The following is an 18,149-nucleotide window of genomic DNA, read 5'->3' as shown; positions in this document are numbered from 1 at the left end:
TTGCAGCAAGAGCTCATCCAGCCCCGCCCAATCTAGTTTGCAGGTCAGCCCGGCGCGGATCGTTCGGTTCCAGCGCCGCGATCAGCGGCCCCCAGATCGCCGCCGCCCCCGCCTTGTCGCCGCGCTTCAGCGCCGCTTCGCCCAGGAAGTAGCGCGCCCCCAGCTGGTTCGGGTCGCGCTTCAGCGCCTCGCGGAAGGCCGCCTCGGCGTCGCCGCCGACCGCGCCTTCGTTGGCCCGCACCAGACTCTCGCCCAGCCGCGCCCAGCTCTGGGCGTCGTCGGGCTGGATCGCCAGCGCCCGGCGGAAGGCCGAGGCCGCGCCGATCGGGTCGCCCGCCTCGAACCGGGCCGCGCCCAGCATGGTCAGGGCCTGATGGTCGTCGGGCCGATCCTTGACGATGCGGCCGATGACCGCCGCCGCCTGGGCCGGCTCCAGGGTCTCGGGCGAGGCCGCCCAGTCGCGCACCCGCGTCTCATAGGCCTGATCCGCCATGCCCGGCGCGCCCAGCCCCAGATAGAGCGCCAGCGACACCGCCGCCGTCACGCCGATCCCGCCCAGAACCCAGACCCGGTCCTTTGATCCGACCGTCGGCGCCCGCGCGTCGCGACGCGCCGCCAGCAGCCGCCGCCCCGCCTCGGCCCGTGCGGCGGTCCAGCCCGCCTCATCCAGCAGGCCGCGCGTCTTCAGCCGGTCCAGCTCGGCCAGCTCCCGCCCGGCGGCGTCGCGATCCACCAAGCCTTCCGCGTCCGCCCCGCGCCGCGCCCCGGCCAGCACCAGAAGCCCGGCCAGGGCCGTGGCCAGTCCCGTCATGATCCAGAAGATCGTCATGCCCTGCGCTCTAGCGGATCAGGCGCGCCGACGCGAGGCTCCCGAGGTCGCAGCCTCGACCGCGACGCTGGGCGGCGCCCCGGCCACCGTCAGCCGCCGCCGCACCGTCCGTTGCGCATCCTTGGCCCCGATCAGGCCCAGAAGCTCGGCGGTCAGGGCGATGCGCTTGCGCGCGATCCCCTCGTTCGGCGCCTCGCCGTCGTTCAACCGCTCGATCGCCTCGTCGGCCCAGGTCGCCAGCTTGCCGGTCAGCCCCTCCGCCGTCTGACGTCGCTCGGCCTCGCAGCCGAACACCGTGGCAGGGCCGCGCACCAGGCCGATCACCGCCGCCAGGGCCTTGGCCCGATCCGCCGCCGTCGCGTCCACCGCCTCGTCCAGACGCGGCGCCGGGCGCGTCATCCGCCCCGCCATGGTCGTGCGCTCGACCGGCAAGACCTTGCCCGTCGCCTTCTCGGCGGCGCTGAACAGCTCGGACAGCCTCAGCGCGATCTTGACCCGCGCCTGCCGCACCGCCTTGCCCCAGGCGCTGTCGGCCCGCAGCGGCAGGGTCATGTCGATCTCGGCCAGGGTCTCGGCGCACCAGTCCAGATCGGCCTTCAGCAGGGCCGCATCGGCCCCCGGCGCCGTCGGGTCAAAGGCCGCCGCCTCGGCCGCGCGATGGGCCAGGGCCGTCACCACCCGGTCGACGAAGACCGCCAGTTCGCTCTCGCCCACCACCGTCTCGCGCCCGGCGGCGGGCGTGGCCAGGGCCACAAGCCGCAGCATCATCCGCGCGTCCGACAAATTGGCGAAGAATATCTCCATCAGCCGCGCCGCCCCGTCCGGTGCGATCGAGGCCGCCTGCCTCAGCGCCAGCTTCAGCTCCGCCGTCGCCTCCGGCCCCGGCCGTCCCAGCCAGGTCTCGAGGAACGCCAGACTGCGCCGCACCAGTCCGGCCAGGTCGAAACAGGCCGCCAATTCCGCCACCTGCGCCGCCGTCGCGCCGGCCCACAGATCTTCGCCCTGATCTCGCACCGCCGAGGCCGCGCTCAGGCACAGGCGGTCGGCCACCATGCGCGACAGCTCGTCGTCGCGATCCAGTTGCGGCAACAGCTCCGGCTCATTGCGCGTGGCCAGCTTCCACAACCGCGCCGGCACGCCCGCCGGAAAGCTCAGCCCCTCCAGCCCGTCCTCGCGCGGCCGGAACAGGGGCGTCAGCGGCGCAAAGGCCGCGTCCCGCCGCCGCCGGTCCAGAGCCTCGACCTCGACCATGTCGCGCAGCGCCCACGCGCGATCCCCCGTCATCGCCGCCGCCAGCGTTTCCAGCTGGGACAGCAGATGATCCGGGCAAGCGGCGATCAGCTGGGCCAGGGCGGCCCTTTGCGCGACCGACAGGTCCGCCATGCACTCTCCTTCGGCCGATCCGATTCCCGGCCACGGGGCCGAGGGTGCGCTCTTCGGGTTAACAGGGGATTGGGAGGCCCGCGCTCGTCTTCATTCCGAGGCGCGCAACGCACCTGCTACCGATCTGCCGGACCGGTCTCACTCCCGCCTTCGGGGGGCATTTCTCCAATGACAAATCGTCGCGATAGCGCCGCATCGGGATCACCACGCAGGGCCTCGGGTTGTTCATTTCGCGGATTCAAGTTCACCCTGCGCGGTCGTCGGATCGATCGGCGGCGCACCTCATTTCGGAGCCTGTCATGTCGTTCGGCCAAAAAACCGTCGTCGCCCTTGCTACGAGTGTTTTCGTTCTGACCTCTCCCGTCTCGACCTGGGCCCAGACGCCCGGCGCGCTCAGCGATCTGGTCGATGCGCGCGCCGGTCAGGCCGAGGGGGAATTGCAACGGCGCGGCTATCAGGCCACCGACCGTTCCGAAGTGGTCGGCGACGGCCGTCTGACCTACTGGCGCAAGGGCGACGACTGCGTCGCCATCATGACCCGCGACGGCCGCTACGCCTCGATCAACCGCGCCGGACGCAGCGAGTGCGGCGACCGCCATTCCAGCTCCGGCGACAACGCCGCCGCCGTCGCGGCGGGCGTGGCCATCGTCGGCCTGGCCGCCGCCATCGCCGCCCACAACAACCGCCATCACGACGCCGACGAAAACCATGACCGCGAGTATCAGCGCGGCTATCAGGCCGCCCTCTACGGCGCCGACTATGATGATCGCCATGAGACCGAGGGCTATCACGAAGGCTACCTCGCCGGCGAAGACGAGGCCCGCAATCGCCGCCACTCGAACAGCCGCTGGGTGCAGGGCGCCCCGCCCGCGGCGCAACAGGCCTGTTCTCGCAGCGCCGACGAATTCCAGAACCGCCCCTACGGCTCCAGCGTGCCGATCGGCGTGCGCGATCTGGGCCGCGGCGAGTATGAACTGACCATGGCCACCGGCTCCTATCGCTCACGCTGCACCGTCAGCGCCTCGGGCGACGTCCGCGCCATGAACCCCTACTAGACCTCGACGGCGATCAGATTGGCCAGCGTCACCCGCAAGACCTGGCCGGCGCCTGACGGCTTGCGACAGAGGAAGCGATACCCGCTTTCGACCCGTTGCGGACATCCATTCAGAAAAGCATCATCGGTGGATGTCAGCGCCAGATTACAACGACCCTAAGTCCAGACTTAAGGTGCGCTTTCGGCCGCTGCGCGGTTCAAGCACGCTTGCCTTGCTGCCTGTCGGACTGTCCATGCTCGCCGCGATTGTCTGCCTAATCGCATTTCTGGCCAGCTTTCTTCCAGGTGCCGAAGTTAGCGGGAGTCCGTTCTGGTTCCTCGCCGGAGCGGCAGCTTTTGCCCTCAGTGCCGGAGTCTTTTATGCGGCCCACAGGTTCCTTCGGCGCTTCCGCTGAACGGCAGCTTCCCACCCCTAGCTGAACTTCACCCTGTCCGCCTTCGCCCCCTCACGCCTCCGCCGCAGGCAGCTCCAGCAGCACCTTCAGCCCGCCCATGTCGCTGTCGGCCAGGGTCACGCGACCGCCATAGGCGCGCGTCAGGTCCTCGACGATAGACAGGCCCAACCCCGTCCCCGGCGTGTCCTCGTCCATGCGCGTGCCGCGTTTCAGGGCGGCGTCGCGCTGATCGGCGGGCAGGCCGGGGCCGTCGTCCTCGACCACCACCACCATCTGGCCGGGCACCGAAGGCCCCGCCGAAATCCGCACCCGGCGCCTGCACCACTTGGCGGCGTTCTCGATCAGGTTGCCGAAGATTTCCTGCAGGTCCTGCCGCTCGCCCAGGAAGGCCAGGTCGTCGGGCGCGCGCCAGTCGATCTCGACATTCTTGGTCTCGAACACCCGCTCCAGCATGACCGCCAGTTCGTCCAGAACCTCGCCCACCGGGGTCCGTTCGCCCAGACCATGCGCGGCGCGGGCGGCGGCGCGGGCGCGGCGCAGATGGTGGTCCACCTGATCCTGCATGACCTTGGTCTGCTTGCGCACCATGTCGGGCAGGACGCCCTCGCTCGTCCCCGCCTCGGCCAGCATGACCGCCAGCGGCGTCTTCAGCGCATGGGCCAGGTTGCCGACGTGGGTGCGCTGGCGCTCCACCGTCTCCTGATTGTGGGTCAGCAGCCGGTTGACCTGTTCGGCCAGAGGCTGGATCTCCAGCGGATAGACGCCCTCGACCCGATGCGAGCGGCCCTTGCGGACATCCGAAATCTCGTCCCTCAGGTCGAACAGGGGGCGCAGACCCACCCGCACCTGGATGAAGACCGCCGAGACCAGGCCGGCCCCCAGCAACAGCATGGCCACCCAGGTCACGGTGGCGAACTGGCGCGTGTCGGCGTCGATGTCGGACCGGTCCACCCCGGCGAAGAAGACCACCGGCGCGGTCCGCCCCGGCAGTTGCTTCATGCTGGCGGCGATGCGCAGGGGCTCGCCCTTGGGCCCGTCCTCGGCGTTGTAGCTGATGGTCTGGCCGAAGGCGGCCCTCAGCCGCTCGTCCAGATCAGGGGCGTATTCCAGATCGGCCCGGCCCAGAGAGGCCGAACGCGCCACCACCTGCAACTGACCGTCCCGCCCCTGCTCGGCCACCATCCAGTACTTGCCGGACAGCAGGCGCTCGGTGCGCGCGTCGCGGATTTCGCCGATGAAGATCTCGCCCTCGGGGGTGATGGAGGCGGCGACCACCGCCTCGTCGATGGTGTCGCCCAGCATATTGCCGAGCCGCCGCAGCGCCGATTCCTGAAACACCGAGGTCAGGACCACGCCGGTGACCAGCAGGGCCACCAGTATCCAGGCCGAGGCCAGCCAGATCAGCCGCCGCGTCAGCGACCGGCCGGGCCGCCCGAACCAGCGCCCCCATTCCTTCGACTGCGGCTTGGCGGGCGCTTCAGCCGCCCCGGCGTCGGTCACGGATCAGGCCGCGTCGCTCTCGCCGGCCAGCGGCGACAGGCGATAGCCCAGACCGCGCACCGTCTCGATCCGGTCCGAACCGATCTTCTTCCTCAGGCGACCGACGAAGACCTCGATGGTGTTGGAGTCGCGGTCGAAATCCTGATCATACAGGTGCTCGACCAGCTCGGTGCGGCTGATGACCCGGCCCTGATGCATCATCATGTAGTGCAGCAGCCGGTATTCCAGCGACGTCAGCCGCAGCGGCTCGCCGTTCACCGTCGCCCGCGCCGCGCGCGGGTCCAGGCGCAGGCCGCCGCAGGTCAGGGTCGCCGCCGCATGCCCGGCCGAGCGGCGCAGCAGGGCGCGCAGACGCGCCAGCAGCTCCTCGGTGTGGAAGGGCTTGGTCAGATAGTCGTCGGCCCCGGCGTCAAAGCCCGCCACCTTGTCCGACCAGGCGCCGCGCGCCGTCAGGATCAGGACCGGCGTGGTCTTGCCTTCACGGCGCCAGCGCTCCAGCACCGAGACCCCGTCGATCTTGGGCAGGCCCAGATCCAGCACCACCACGTCATAGGGTTCGGTGTCGCCCAGGAACCACGCTTCCTCGCCGTCCGGGGCGTGGTCGACGGCGTAGCCGGCGTCGGCCAGGGCGGTCTTCAACTGGCGCGACAGATCGACGTCGTCCTCGACAAGCAGCACCCGCATTCAGTCGTCTCCGCGAACCCGGCCGGACCGGCCGTCAACCTGTATGTCCGACACGCGTCCGCCCGGATATTCCCAGCGCACCACATAGTCGCCGCCCCGCTCCTGCACGCCCAGCATCCGGCCGGGTCGGCCAGACTGGACGCGGCGGGCGATGTCGCCGGGGTCCGCGCGCGGGGCCGACCGAGGCGCATCACGCAGCCCCTGGCCCGGATAGCCGCGCGGCTGTTCCCGACGATCCTGAGACTGGGCCTCGTCGCGATCCCGGTCACGGCCACGCGACTGAGCCGCCGCGTCCGTCAGGGGAACGACAGCGATCAGACCGGCCAGCAGGAGGGCTCGAATACGCATCATGGTTTGTCTTCTAGACAGGGGCCTCTGAACGGGGGCTGAACGCGCAGTCTATCGCCGTTCATCCGGACAAGGAACGCGTGGACGCGGATTCTCCGTCGCTGTGGCCCGCAATCCTGCCTGACCGGTCCAAGATGACGAACTTCTCATGCAGATGAACCCTGTCTGAAACGCGCCGTTCAGATGCGGCTCAGCCGCCGGGTGGTCTTTTGGGATCAACGCAGCCGATCCGGTTGCGACGAACCGAAGGAGCCAAGACCATGAAAAAGCTGTTGATCCCCGCCCTGGCCGTCGCTGTCGCCTCGGCCGCCCTGCCCGCCGCCGCCCAATCCTACAATGGGGCCTACGACCGTCACGCCCCCTCGCGCGGCCATGGCTATGAGCAGAACTACAACGGCTGGAACGCCATCTCCCAGCGCAAGCACAACCTCGATCGTCGTATCGACCGCGGCGTCCAGACCCGCCAGCTCAGCCGCCGCGAGGCCTCGCGTCTGCAAGACGAGCTGAACAGCCTGGTCCGTCTGGAGCGCAGCTACATGCGCGGCGGCCTGACCCGCTGGGAGCGCCAGGACCTGGACCGTCGCTATGACCGCCTGTCCGCCAAGGTCCGCTATGAGCGCAACGACTACAACGGCCGTCGCCACTGACGGCTGACCAAGAACCGAGCCTCATCCCTCCCTGTCCGAGGCCCGGCCAAGGGGCGCGATCCGCAAGGGTCGCGCCCTTTTTCCTATGCGGGCTCGATCACGGTGAGTTCCGGCCACCGCCCGCGCGCGCTGGCGATCACCTTGTCCCAGCCCTTGGCCAGCCCCCGCACGGGATTGGGCCGGATCACCATGTCGAAGACGTCCTGCAGGCCATAGGGCGCCGCCACGCTGATGGTGTCGTCCTTCTCCAGCCGCACAGCCAGGGCGAAGGCCGGCGCCACGAACTGGGCCGGGGCGTCGTCGGTGCAGGTCAGGGCCTCATAGGCCTCGCCGAACTTGCTCTCGAACCACAGATGCACGCAACTCTGTTCGTATATTCGGACCTTCATTCCGGGGTCACAATGGTCAGTTCAGGCCAGCGTTCCAAAGCTCTCGCGGTCACTCGGTCCCAATCCTTGGCCACCGGTCGGAGCGGGTTCGCTCTGATCCGCATGTCGAACACGTCATCCAGACCAAAGGGTTCGACCACCGTGATCTGACCGTCATCCTCCAGCCTGACGCCGACCGCGAAAGCCGGAGCCACGAAGCGGTTGAGGGCTTCGGCCGTGCTATCGACTGGATCATACGGTTCACCGAATTTCTCTTCGAACCATTCTGAAACTCGACGCTGATTTCGAACTTCGACCCGGCTCCGAAGCGGCTCTTCGAATGCCTCGGCCACGCGCTTGATCACCACGTCTTCCGCGTCCCACGACACGTCTTCATCGAAGTAGCCAACATCGAAATCCTTGACGCCGTAGCCGGGCGGGCGCCCGGTCACGTCGTTCCAAGCCGCCTGATAGACCGCGCCCGAGAACACCAGCCAGTCATTCAGACCGAGACCCCGAATGGTCGTCAAAACGGTCATGAGGTCGGGGTCGTTGCGGACAATCGAAACCAGTCGTTCGACCAATCCCCGACGCCGGGCGGCTTGTTCCAAGGCCCCTTGTTGCTCCACGTTCTCGCCTCCCCGGAGGATCACATTGACCGGAACGAAGGCGTCCTTGCGCGACAGCCGCTCGCCGGTGTCGGCGTCCGTAATGACCAGCTTTCCATTGCGCCAGTAGTCCCAAACGAACCGAGCGACTTCGGCCATGTTCTCGGCGGACGGAAGCGAGCCGCTATCAACCGCTTTGAAGTCCCGCTGAATATCGAAGCGAAGACGTTCGTTCGGCCAATCGAACCAGAACCTAAAACAGATCAAGTCGTCTTCGGTCGTGAAGGCGGCGACCATCTGGCCGTTCTCGCCTCTATGGAATTCGTAGGGGTAGAGGCGGGCAAACGGTTTGTAGGGTTCCTTGCCGTCCAGCCCCACGGTGATCACCGGAATGTTGACCGTCACGCCGGTCACGTCGTCGTTCGGGTTCTTGAGGCGCGCGATCAATTCCTCGCCGACGATCTTTCGAAAGCCCTCCAGTTCGTAGAGGTGTTCTTGCCAGATCGTATGACTGGTTTTCACCCCCAGCGTCAGTTCGATCAGCCGGATCGCCAAAGCTCGCATCAACGGAAGCTCGCTCTGGAGCCTCTGAACGTCGGTGAAATCGTCAGGGTCTACGATCACCCCGTTGTTGGCGTGAGCAATCGCGCACCGACCCGATTCGTAGAGGTATGCGCCAAGATCGGCGTGTTTGGCTTTCAGCCTTTTGATGATCTCGTTGGCGTCGTGATCAACCAAGAGCGTGGAGTGGTGATTGATCCATTTCACCATCTTGTCCCGGTTCGAATGGGCGTGTTTGACCTCGATCACGCGGAAGAAACTCAAGAACGCGAAAGCGGGGTGGTTGAGGCTGCTACCCTCTCGGAAGAGCGCGAGCGCGAGCCGAGCTTTTGGGTCCGTCGTCTCCGGCAAATAGGACAGGTCCAAACGCTTGGTAATCGTCCCTTGGTGACCTTGGCGCCCCCACGGTGTTGGATACGACCCACCACCGAAGCCGATCACTTCTGCGCCCCCGCGCTCAACCCAACACAACGCGCTTAGGAACGTCAGCAATAGGTGCTGAACGTCCTCATGGGTCTCGTGCTTTTCAAGGCTGACAGCGACACCCGCCCCTTTGTCCACCGACGCCGGAAGGATGAAGAGATCGCGATCCTTCCACCGGACTTTCTGGACCTCATACGGCCAAGAGATACCCGTCTGGACGTTCAGAACCACCCACCGACCGATGGTCCCGATCTCGCCGGTGATATGATCCTTGAAGGGTTTGAGAACCGTCATGCTCCCGATCTAATGCAACTCGAAGATCGGGGATATGGGGCCTCGCCGCCATCCACAGGAATGAGAACGGATGTGGAACGTCGCCAAAGCCGAATCGGTTATGATCGCCGTGGGTCGGTGGCGTTCAGGTTCAGAGTTTCCCCGTGGGTCACAACCCTCGCTATCGCATGTGGACGCGCGAGAACTGGCATGGCTATGCCCCGACGATCCACGACATGGACCGCCGAGGCTGGAGCCTGACCTTCCACTGTAGTCGTTGCCGTTTCGCGACCTACGCCGACACTCAAAAGATCATCCGAGAGCGCGGTCGGGATTTTAGTCCGTGGGGAAAGAGCGCGAAGTGTCCCGCGCTGCATTGTGGCGGGAGGATGCGGCTTCGCGCCTATGCGCCCGGTCCAAACGAGATCATCGACATTTAAGGTTTCGGCTCTTCCACCTGCCCGGCGATCATCCGGTTCGATTCCTTGAGAGCCGCCGCGATATCCATCATCGCTTGAAGCGATCCGAGGTAGAGGTTGTCGCGGTTGATGAAGCCTTCGGAGACATAGGCGTCGGTCATGATCGAGCCGATCTTCGTCTTGAGACCGACCGCCTTCATCATTTCGTGGATCAACTCGGCTTGTTTCACGGCGGTTCGCTGGAGGTGATCGGCCTCGGTCTCCGGCGTGGGTTTTTGGAAGACCATTTTCAGATAGGCTTCCCGTGCGGTCATAACGGCTGGACAGTCGTTGAACTCGATCTCGATCAGGTTCACCGCCGCGTTGTAGGTGCCATCACCGCCGAGGCGCCGGGTCGTCATCACCGCCCGGAGGATTTGCAGGCGGCTATCGTGAGTTCGCCTTTTCTCTTCGAGCCATCGCGTGATGAAGATCGCGAACATCGGCCCGGCGAAGACGCCAAGTAGTGTCAGCCACTCGAAGAGTTTCAGGCCAAGGAAGAGATGATCGGTGGTCGGCGCGACAGCGTTCATGAACCGACGATACCAGACTATTCCAGCGAATCGCCAACCGGAGGTTTAGGCCAGTTCGAAGTGAGGCCGATCGGGTGTGGACCAATCGGCTCCGGCGGTGATCTTCACGCCTTCCATGAGAGCCGCGCGCTTCATGGCGTCCACGATCTTGGCGAACTTGGTCAGGTCGTTCCAATCCACCGGATAGGGACACAGATCGACCGCGTGACCATAGCCGGAGGCTTGGACGAAGTGGTTCGACTTGAGGGTCCAAGTCACCTTCTTCCCCGGCTTGGTTCGACCTTTGGCGTAGAGTTCGCGCTGACGCTCCGGGGTGCGGACGCCTTCGGTGACCATGAAGTCTTGGGTGGTGATCAGGATCGCCCGTTTGACGACCCGAACCATGTTGGGGTGGACGCCCTTGAGGTTGTCCAGCGAGCGTTGGGATAGCGTGGCCATCCCATATTTATTTGGGCGGACGCGACGGCCCCCGGATACTAAGCCCCGAGGGCCGCTCTCACCCTTGCGATGATCATCGCCGAAGCATCATCGAACGGTGGCGTAAGAAACTTGGCGCGGACCCTTCGGGGAAGACGCCGGAGACCAAAATCCAAGCCACGTCACGTCCGAAGGGTCCGACTGGATCGCGGCAACGATCCGCCGGAGATATTTAGCCCGGAGCCAACACGGTCGGGGTGACCCGGCTCCGGTGCTTACGCGGTCAGAACCCCGCTACTCCCGCGCTGCATTCTCGTTCATGGCGGTCCACATTGCGATCTTGCCCCACGTCGCGAGGGTGATGGCTGTTTGTTGGTTCGACGGTGCGAGGCGAGTGCGGACCAGAGCAAGTTCAGATTGAGCGTCCTGAACGGCGGCTTCCGCCACCGGGATCGCCGCTTGAGCATCGGAGAATTTGGCGCGCATGACTGGCGTGTCGAGGTCGATCAGAAGGTCCGCGATCTTGCTCGCTCGATCCTTGGCGATCTGGAGTTGGTGTTGAGCCTCGGCGACCATGGCCTTGGCCTCGGCGTCATCAGCCAGACCCTCCAAACGGATTTCGGTCACCAGATCGAGAACCGCGTTTTCGAGATAGATCACCCGATGCTTCGAGGGGTGGTCGCAACCCGTCCGCTGGACGACCGACGAACACCGATAATAGGCGAAGTTGCCGCCATCACGGGCGCGGTCGTGATGACCTCCCCAACGCATCCGCGAGCCACAATCGGCGCATTTGATCGCCTCGCCGAAGAGGTTCACCAGCGAGACGGACTTGCGGCCTCCCCCGACGTTGCGGGCCTTAAACGCGGTCTTGGCGCGGTGATACAGGTCGAGTGAGACAACGGGCGGGAAGTAGCCGGGGATCGGCTCGCCGATAGGGATACGTTTCTTCGACCCGGCCTCATATTGGTGATGCTGGTGTTCACCGATAGCCGCCCGGCCGTTCAGGATCACTTGGATATAGGAGCCGTGCCACTTACGGGTTTGGCCAGCGCGCTTTCCGTTCTCCCGGTAGGCCACGCCCCACGCTTCCACACCGTCTTCGTTCAGGCGTTGAGCCACCCGGTTCACGCCGACGCCCGCCGCGATCTCTTCGAAGATGCGGAGCATAATCGGTGCCTTGTCGTCGTTGACCTTGAACTCGCCGTCCACGACATCAATCCACGCGGGCTTGGTCAGGGCGTCCACCACCCGGCCACTTTCGCGGCGGACTTTCCAGTTTCGAAGAGCGCGTTCGGATTTCTTCTCGCTCTCGACGTGAGCCGCCGCCATGCGAGCCAGACCGACGATCAGCTTGGACCATTCGCGGTCGATGGTGGACCGGCTGTAGATCGAACCGTCCATGGTCGTGACGACGGTGATCCCGGCGTTGATCAGGGCGGTGAACGTGGCCAGAGCCGTGGTCACCGGCTCACGCGACAGACGGTCGAAGTCCTCGATGATCAGATAGGAATCCGAGGGGATGACGCCGGTCACCACATTGCGGAGGAACCGGGCCAACGCGCCGTCCTTGCGGTTCGCGCCTCGAAAGCTGGAGACCCCTTCGTCGCGGTAGCTGGTGTCGATCTCCAGACCGTGCGCCGCTGCATAGGCTTCAGCCGTAGCAAGCTGACGCTCGATGGAATCACCGTCCGATTGGCCGTCACTGGAAAAACGGCTGTAGGCGTAGGCTTTGATCGACATGATGAAACTGGCTCAAACCGGGACTCAACGTCCCTTCCGAGCAAGGTTCATACTTACGGACAGAGGCGGACCCGCGCCTGGTTGCGCACCTCGACCAGATCGCGGAACGGCGCCTCGAAGGCGGCGGCGACCCGCTTGATGATCACGTCCTCGGCGTCCCACGAGGTGTCGGGGTCAAAATAGCCGATGTCGTAGTCCTTGACGCCATAGCCGACCGCCCGCCCCGTCCGGTCGTTCCACACCCCCTGATAGACGGCGCCGGAAAACAGCCGCCAGTCCGGCAGGTCCAGTTCCCGCATCACGCTCAGCACATGCATCAGCGCCGGGTCGGCGCGGACGATCTCGATCAGTCGGGTTTCCAGGGTCATGCCGCCGTCTGAAGGCGATTCCGAACCCCCGCCAACCTCTTTCCTCCCCATTTCATGGGGAGGGGGACCGCGTAGCGGTGGAGGGGGCGGCGCAATCGGTTGGCCTGGTGTCGCCCCCTCCGTCACGTCGCTTTCAGCGCCGCGCCATCTCCCCATGAAATGGGGAGGAAAGGTCTAGCGATCCCGCAGCGGCCAGCCGTGGTCCAGCGGCCCATGCCCCTGCCCCAGGCCGGGCGCGCGGCGAATGGCCTCGGCGACATAGGCCCAGGCCTCGGCCACGGCGGTCTGCAACGGCAGGCCCTTGGCGATCCCGGCGGCGCACGCACTCGCCAAGGTGCAGCCGGTGCCGTGGGTGTGGCGGGTGTCGAGGCGTTCGCTCTCCAGCACGGTCTCGCCGTCGCGGGTCAGCAGCAGGTCGATCACCGTCTCGCCCGGCACGTGGCCGCCTTTCATCAGCACGGCCCGCGCGCCCATCGACAACAGGGCCTCGCCCGCCCGGCGCTGGCCGTCCAGATCGGCCACGGCGATCCCGGTCAGGGCCTCGGCCTCGGGCGCATTGGGGGTCAACAGGGCCGCGCGTGGGACCATCAGCCGCCGCACCGCCTCCACCGCGCGATCCTCCAGCAGGGGCGAACCGCCCTTGGCGATCATCACCGGATCGACCACCGCCGGCACGCCATCGGCATAGTCGATCAGACCCGCCACCGCCTCGACCACCTCGATCGAACCCAGCATGCCGGTCTTCAGGGCGTCGGCCCCGATGTCGTCCAGCACGGCTTTCGCCTGGGCCTCGATCACGTCGATCGGCAGGGGATAGACGCCGTGAACCCCCAGGGTGTTCTGAATGGTGATGGCCGTGATGGCCGTGGCGGCGAACCCGCCCAGCATGGTCACCGCCTTGATGTCGGCCTGAACGCCCGCCCCGCCGCCGGAATCCGAGCCCGCCAGAATGAGAACCCGGCCTCTCTTTTGGTCCCTATCGTCTCCGACGCGGTCGGAGACGGCTTGAGGGAGGTCCTGCTCGCCCATCAGTGTGCTCCTGAAAACAGCTTGAGCCCGACGATGCCGGCCACGATCAGCAGGATGCAGACCGCCCGCACCGCCGTCGCCGGCTCGCCATAGACCACGATCCCCACCGCCGCCGCGCCCACGGCGCCGATGCCGGTCCACACCGCATAGGCCGTGCCCACCGGCAGCTTCCGCGTGGCGATCCACAACCCGACCATGCTGGCGACCAGGGCCGCGGCCACGCCCAGCGAGATCAGCGGCCGTTGCACGCCCACATACTTGATGCCCGAGGCCCACATGACCTCGAACAGGCCCGCCACGACGAGCACCACCCACGGATTGAAAGACTGAAGCCAGGACATGACGGCTGCATGACCGATCACGCGCCTCCAGACAAGGCGGGGCGAAATGGACAGGCTTTGGTCGCGATTAAGGACGCGAGGCCCCGCCAATAACAGTATTCACGAAACAAGAATATCCGTTACCATGTTTACAAACATCGGTATTTCAAATTTCAAGGCTAATTTTACTCAGTCGTGCAACACTATTTGGTGCTGCACGTTGCAGCGGAGGTTTACCGCCAAGGTTGGTATATGAAAACGCCATTCGTAAACACCGCAATGCTTATCCGCCGTCCTATCGACGAGGTTTTTCAAGCATTTACGGAACCAGGAGTGACGTCCTGGTTTTGGTTTACCCATGGTGATCGTCGTCTGACCGTCGGGGCTCAGGCGACCTGGACCTGGGGCATGTACGGCGTCTCGACCCGCGTCGCGGTCAAGGCGATCGAGCCCAATCGTCGAATCCTGCTCGACTGGAACCTCGAAGACCGTCCGTCCGAGGTCGAATTCCTGTTCGAGCGCCGCGGCGGCTTCACCTGGGTCGAGATCATCAATCGCGGCTTTGAGGATACCGACGAAGGTCTGGCGGAAGCGTTCGACGCCAAGGAGGGCTTCACCCTCGTCTTGGCCGGCGCCAAGCTCTGGCTGGAACAGGCGATCGAGCCCCGCTTCATCCTTGATCGCTTCCCCGATCGCGTGCGCGAGACCTGGAAGCAGCGCTAGGCAGGACGGCCGCGCCGGAACAGACGCCTCGCGGAACCGCGTTCGCATCCACGCCCTTACGAAGGTGGCTCCAATGCCGCCTTCATCGGGAGAGAAAACATGCGTGGTTCCGTCGCCGTCATCATCGCCGCGACCAGTCTGTCGCTGGTCGCCTGTTCGCCACCCTCAGCCGACAAGGCCGCCGAAAAGGCGCCCGCCGCTGCGGCCGCATCCGGCCACACTGCCGAACAGGCCCGCAATCTGGCGACCTTCGACGACCTGGATTTCAACGTCTACAGCGGCCAGAAGTGGGACGAGTTCGGCCGAAGCCACGCCGAGAACATCGTCGTCCACTATCCTGACGGCACGACCACGACAGGCTTGCCCGCCCACATCGAGGGCCTGAAGCCCCAGTTCGTCTTCGCCCCTGACACCCGGATCAAGGAACACCCCGTCAAACTGGCCGACGGCAATTTCACCGCGGTTCAAGGCATCATGGAGGGCACCTTCACCCAGCCGATGGACCTGGGCGGCGGCAAGGTGATCCAGCCGACCGGCAAGGCCTTCAAACTGCCCATGCTGACCGTCGGCCGATGGGAAAACGGCCTCATGGTCGAGGAATGGCTCTACTGGGACAACCAGGCCTTCATGAAGCAGATCGGGGTCGCGCCATAGCCGCCACGGCGGCCTGAAGCTTCAGCGCCTGAACCGTCTCACGCACGTCGTGGACGCGCACCATCCGCGCCCCGCGACGTGCGCCCTCCAGCGCCAGGGCCAGCGAGCCGCCCAGCCGGTCGCCGGCCTCGACCGCCGTGGCGTCCACCCCCTGAATGGTCCGCTTGCGGCTGGCGGCGTAGAGCACCGGAAAGCCCAGATCGATCAGGGCTTCCAGCTGCGCCGTCAGCGCCAGATTGTGTTCCGTCGTCTTGGCGAAGCCTATGCCAGGGTCCAGCCAGATCTTCTCGCGCGCTACCCCCGCCTGCATGGCCGCCTCGGCCCGCGCCGCCAGATGGGCGACTACCTCGGCCACGACGTCGTCATAGCGGGGGTCGTCCTGCATGGTCTTGGGCTCGCCCTTCATGTGCATCAGCACCACCGCGCACCCCAGGTCAGCGGCGGTCGCCAGGCTGTCGGGATCGTGCATCAGGGCCGTCACGTCGTTCCACATATCGGCCCCGGCGGCGACCGCCGCCCGCGCCACCCCCGGCTTCATGGTGTCGATGCTGATCACCCCGTCCCAGCGGGCGCGCAGGGCGGCGATCAACGGCACGGTGCGCGCGGTCTCCTCCTCTTCGCTGACCGGGTCCGAACCCGGCCGCGTGCTCTCGCCGCCGATGTCCAGCACCTGGGCCCCCTGCTCGATCAGCCGCAGGGCGTGAGCCAGCGCCGCCTCGCGCGTATCGTGCCGCCCGCCGTCCGAGAAGCTGTCGGGCGTGACGTTGACGATTCCCATGACCAAGGGGGGGACCAGCGGCGGTTTCACGAGGGATTGAAGGCTCATGCGACAAGAACTCCCAAGGCGCCGGTTTGACTTTCCGCGCGCCGAGGCTCAGCCTCTAGCCACTATGGAACGTTTCGTCAGCCAGGCTCGACGCCTCACCCACGCGGGTCGCCGCGTCGAAGGCATCTAACCCGTAGCGGCCAGCTTGCTGTCGCCCGCTACGGGGCGCGTCGCTTCGCTTTTTTCCTAGTTCCCTAACATCAGGATCGCGCACGCCGCCCGACGGTCGTCCGTGAACACGCCTGCCATGACCCGACCTCAAGACGATCCGCCCGCGCGCGGCGCCGACATCCTGCCCTTCCCGAGCCGCCGCCCCACGACGCCGCCGGCTCCCGCGCCTGCGCCCCCGGCGGACGACAGCGACGACGACGGCCCCTCGGCCGCCTGACCTCTTCTTCCTTTTTCCATCACATCGAGAAACGACATGACTGCCTCCAAGACCCGCGGCCGCCCTCCGGCCCTGCCCGGCATCCTCCTCAGCCGCGCGGACTTCGACGCGCTCGACCGCCTGGTCGGCGACCTGCCCGGAACCGGCCCCGCCGGCCTGCTGCAACAGGAACTGGACCGCGCCGAAGTCTGTGACGACGTCGACATGCCCCGCGACGTGGTCGGCCTGAACCGCTGGCTGCACTATGCCGACGACCGCCATCCCGAGGTGCGCCGCGTCCAGTTGGTCCTGCCGCGCGAGGCCGACATCGACGCCGGCCGCGTCTCCATCCTGTCCCACGTCGGCGCCGGCCTGATCGGCCTCAAGGAAGGCGAGTCCATCAACTGGCCCGACCCCTCCGGCGAAACCCGCAAGCTGACCGCCGTCCTGATCGAGGACGAAGACCCCATCGCGGCCGTCGCCCACTGAAAGCTGCTGCGCCGGCTCTGATCTTTCCTCCCCATTTCATGGGGAGGGGGACCACGAAGTGGTGGAGGGGGCGACGCCGCCCTCTCCCGCCGAGTCGCTCCCTCCGTCACGTCGCCTTCGGCTCCGCGCCACCTCCCCATAAAATGGGGAGGAAAGCCGCTACCCCTTTCGCCCGATCAACCCGCCCAGCGCATCCAGATAGGCCGCGAACGCCGCCCGCCCCTGCGGCGTGATGGCGATCCGGGTCAGGGGCTTGTTGTTCACGAAGCTCTTGCTGATGGCGACATAGCCCGCCTCCTCCAGCTTCTTCAGGTGGACCGACAGATTGCCCTGGGTCGCCTCCAGCACCGTCTTCAGCTCGGTGAAGTCCGCCGCCTCGACATCGGCCAGATAGACCATGATCCCCAGCCGCATGCGGCCGTGGATGACCTCGTCGATCCGTCCAAAGTCGTCCGCCAGACCCATGGCGTCAGGCGGCCTTTCCGCCCGCGCGGGCGTCGCGGAACATCGCCCATCCCGGCAGGGCGAACAGCAGGAAGAGGGCCAGGGTGCAGACGCCCAGATAGGCCACGGGCTGGCGCACCAGCACGCCCAGGGCCACCGCCGTCGCCCATCCGCCCAGTGACACCGCCAGCATCCAGCCCTTCTTCTTCAGCACCCAGGCCACATACCAGGCCGCCGCCTGCAGGGCGAAGACGATGGCGGCGTAATACAGCCAGACGGCGAAATCCTGATCCCGCACCGCCCCCACGCCGAAGACGATGATGACGGCGGCGTTGGCCATGCCCGTGGCGCTGAAGGCGGCGTTCGTCACCCGCGTCGCCAGCGGCCCCCGGTTGGACGGCCCGGCCTTGCGGTCCTTCAGGATCGCCCAGGTCAGGACCGCCAGAAAGGCGACGGTGATCCCGACGACAAAGACCAGATTGGCCAGATCGGGCCAGCGGATCAGGCCGATCACCTGCCCGACGTGAAACAGGCACTGCAGACCGTACAGCAGCCCGCCCGCCAGATAGCAGATCGCCAGGGTCATCGGCGGTCGCCCGCTCCCCTCCACGATGGAGCGCATGAAGGCAAGGTCGGCTTCGGGCGTGCTGGACTTGTCGGTCATCGGGTGATTCCTGGCGCGACGCGGCTGCCTCCTCGGATGGA

The 18,149-nt window shown here is 66.2% G+C and carries 21 protein-coding genes and 2 pseudogenes; 6 read left to right on the top strand and 17 right to left on the bottom strand.

Annotation, left to right across the window (positions count from 1 at the left end):
• Positions 1-13: 13 nt before the first annotated feature.
• On the bottom strand, positions 14-829 hold the full coding sequence (gene ccmI / locus ACR9FL_RS01675; protein WP_436356851.1) for a c-type cytochrome biogenesis protein CcmI: 816 nt from the start codon (positions 827-829) through the stop codon (positions 14-16).
• Positions 830-847: 18 nt separating this feature from the next.
• Complete coding sequence (locus tag ACR9FL_RS01670; protein ID WP_436356850.1) at positions 848-2,212, bottom strand: hypothetical protein; 1,365 nt, start codon at positions 2,210-2,212, stop codon at positions 848-850.
• A 299-nt stretch (positions 2,213-2,511) separates the two neighbouring features.
• Between ACR9FL_RS01670 and ACR9FL_RS01665 the strand changes: the two genes are divergently transcribed.
• On the top strand, positions 2,512-3,267 hold the full coding sequence (locus tag ACR9FL_RS01665) for a hypothetical protein (RefSeq protein ID WP_436356849.1): 756 nt from the start codon (positions 2,512-2,514) through the stop codon (positions 3,265-3,267).
• Between the two features lie 445 nt (positions 3,268-3,712).
• On the opposite strand, the gene ACR9FL_RS01660 is transcribed toward ACR9FL_RS01665, so the two are convergent.
• Genes ACR9FL_RS01660 through ACR9FL_RS01650 form a run of 3 tightly spaced genes read right to left on the bottom strand, consistent with a single transcriptional unit; the run spans position 3,713 to position 6,196 of the window.
• A complete protein-coding gene (locus ACR9FL_RS01660) occupies positions 3,713-5,161 on the bottom strand; it encodes a sensor histidine kinase (RefSeq protein WP_436356848.1) in 1,449 nt (482 codons plus the stop codon).
• Between the two features lie 3 nt (positions 5,162-5,164).
• A complete protein-coding gene (locus tag ACR9FL_RS01655) occupies positions 5,165-5,845 on the bottom strand; it encodes a response regulator transcription factor (protein ID WP_296177883.1) in 681 nt (226 codons plus the stop codon).
• Positions 5,846-6,196 carry a hypothetical protein gene (locus ACR9FL_RS01650; protein WP_297934760.1) on the bottom strand — a complete coding sequence of 117 codons (351 nt, stop codon included), beginning with the start codon at positions 6,194-6,196 and terminating at the stop codon, positions 5,846-5,848.
• 257 nt (positions 6,197-6,453) lie between these two features.
• On the opposite strand from ACR9FL_RS01650, the gene ACR9FL_RS01645 reads away from it, so the two are divergent.
• Positions 6,454-6,840: a hypothetical protein gene (locus tag ACR9FL_RS01645; RefSeq protein WP_296177879.1), complete on the top strand. Its 387-nt coding sequence runs from the start codon at positions 6,454-6,456 to the stop codon at positions 6,838-6,840.
• Between the two features lie 83 nt (positions 6,841-6,923).
• On the opposite strand, the gene ACR9FL_RS01640 is transcribed toward ACR9FL_RS01645, so the two are convergent.
• The 9 genes and pseudogenes from ACR9FL_RS01640 to ACR9FL_RS01600 all read right to left on the bottom strand — a co-directional run bounded on the left by ACR9FL_RS01640 (position 6,924) and on the right by ACR9FL_RS01600 (position 13,962).
• Positions 6,924-7,229: a nucleotidyltransferase family protein gene (locus tag ACR9FL_RS01640; RefSeq protein WP_436356847.1), complete on the bottom strand. Its 306-nt coding sequence runs from the start codon at positions 7,227-7,229 to the stop codon at positions 6,924-6,926.
• Positions 7,226-7,747: a nucleotidyltransferase family protein gene (locus ACR9FL_RS01635; RefSeq protein ID WP_436358105.1), complete on the bottom strand. Its 522-nt coding sequence runs from the start codon at positions 7,745-7,747 to the stop codon at positions 7,226-7,228. The genes ACR9FL_RS01640 and ACR9FL_RS01635 overlap by 4 nt, the downstream gene beginning before the upstream one ends.
• Positions 7,748-8,410: 663 nt before the next feature.
• Positions 8,411-9,094, bottom strand: a pseudogene (gene mauJ / locus ACR9FL_RS01630) (methylamine utilization protein MauJ); the annotation flags it as partial.
• 415 nt (positions 9,095-9,509) lie between these two features.
• Positions 9,510-10,064 (bottom strand): DUF6680 family protein, encoded by a 555-nt coding sequence (locus ACR9FL_RS01625; protein ID WP_436356846.1) that lies wholly within the window; start codon positions 10,062-10,064, stop codon positions 9,510-9,512.
• Between the two features lie 45 nt (positions 10,065-10,109).
• A complete protein-coding gene (locus tag ACR9FL_RS01620) occupies positions 10,110-10,502 on the bottom strand; it encodes a M15 family metallopeptidase (RefSeq protein ID WP_436356845.1) in 393 nt (130 codons plus the stop codon).
• 273 nt (positions 10,503-10,775) lie between these two features.
• On the bottom strand, positions 10,776-12,224 hold the full coding sequence (locus tag ACR9FL_RS01615; RefSeq protein WP_436356844.1) for a recombinase family protein: 1,449 nt from the start codon (positions 12,222-12,224) through the stop codon (positions 10,776-10,778).
• Positions 12,225-12,286: 62 nt separating this feature from the next.
• Positions 12,287-12,592 (bottom strand): annotated as a pseudogene (locus ACR9FL_RS01610) (nucleotidyltransferase family protein); the annotation flags it as partial.
• 174 nt (positions 12,593-12,766) lie between these two features.
• Positions 12,767-13,621, bottom strand: a complete 855-nt coding sequence (gene thiD, locus ACR9FL_RS01605) for a bifunctional hydroxymethylpyrimidine kinase/phosphomethylpyrimidine kinase (RefSeq protein WP_436356843.1) — start codon at positions 13,619-13,621, stop codon at positions 12,767-12,769.
• Complete coding sequence (locus tag ACR9FL_RS01600) at positions 13,621-13,962, bottom strand: DMT family transporter (protein ID WP_436356842.1); 342 nt, start codon at positions 13,960-13,962, stop codon at positions 13,621-13,623. Before ACR9FL_RS01600 ends, thiD begins: the two co-directional genes overlap by 1 nt.
• A gap of 312 nt (positions 13,963-14,274) precedes the next feature.
• On the opposite strand from ACR9FL_RS01600, the gene ACR9FL_RS01595 reads away from it, so the two are divergent.
• Entirely contained in the window at positions 14,275-14,664 is a 390-nt protein-coding gene (locus ACR9FL_RS01595) for an SRPBCC domain-containing protein (RefSeq protein ID WP_436356841.1), read from the top strand.
• A 99-nt stretch (positions 14,665-14,763) separates the two neighbouring features.
• Positions 14,764-15,318, top strand: a complete 555-nt coding sequence (locus ACR9FL_RS01590) for an ester cyclase (protein WP_436356840.1) — start codon at positions 14,764-14,766, stop codon at positions 15,316-15,318.
• Here ACR9FL_RS01590 and folP read toward each other — a convergent pair.
• Complete coding sequence (folP, locus tag ACR9FL_RS01585; RefSeq protein ID WP_436356839.1) at positions 15,290-16,144, bottom strand: dihydropteroate synthase; 855 nt, start codon at positions 16,142-16,144, stop codon at positions 15,290-15,292. The two genes, ACR9FL_RS01590 and folP, sit on opposite strands and share 29 nt — an antisense overlap.
• Before the next feature lie 247 nt (positions 16,145-16,391).
• Between folP and ACR9FL_RS01580 the strand changes: the two genes are divergently transcribed.
• On the top strand, positions 16,392-16,532 hold the full coding sequence (locus ACR9FL_RS01580) for a hypothetical protein (protein WP_436356838.1): 141 nt from the start codon (positions 16,392-16,394) through the stop codon (positions 16,530-16,532).
• Positions 16,533-16,568: 36 nt separating this feature from the next.
• Positions 16,569-17,000, top strand: a complete 432-nt coding sequence (locus ACR9FL_RS01575; protein ID WP_296178571.1) for a GreA/GreB family elongation factor — start codon at positions 16,569-16,571, stop codon at positions 16,998-17,000.
• A 159-nt stretch (positions 17,001-17,159) separates the two neighbouring features.
• Here ACR9FL_RS01575 and ACR9FL_RS01570 read toward each other — a convergent pair whose 3' ends face one another.
• Together ACR9FL_RS01570 and ACR9FL_RS01565 are read right to left on the bottom strand one after the other, a co-directional pair.
• A complete protein-coding gene (locus ACR9FL_RS01570) occupies positions 17,160-17,465 on the bottom strand; it encodes a winged helix-turn-helix domain-containing protein (protein WP_296177692.1) in 306 nt (101 codons plus the stop codon).
• 4 nt (positions 17,466-17,469) lie between these two features.
• Positions 17,470-18,108, bottom strand: a complete 639-nt coding sequence (locus tag ACR9FL_RS01565; protein WP_436356837.1) for a hypothetical protein — start codon at positions 18,106-18,108, stop codon at positions 17,470-17,472.
• Positions 18,109-18,149 lie beyond the last annotated feature (41 nt).

Origin of the sequence: Brevundimonas sp. CEF1 (assembly GCF_051353055.1) — a bacterium.
Taxonomy (GTDB): Bacteria; Pseudomonadota; Alphaproteobacteria; order Caulobacterales; family Caulobacteraceae; genus Brevundimonas.
This window is presented reverse-complemented; position numbering and strand designations above follow the sequence as displayed.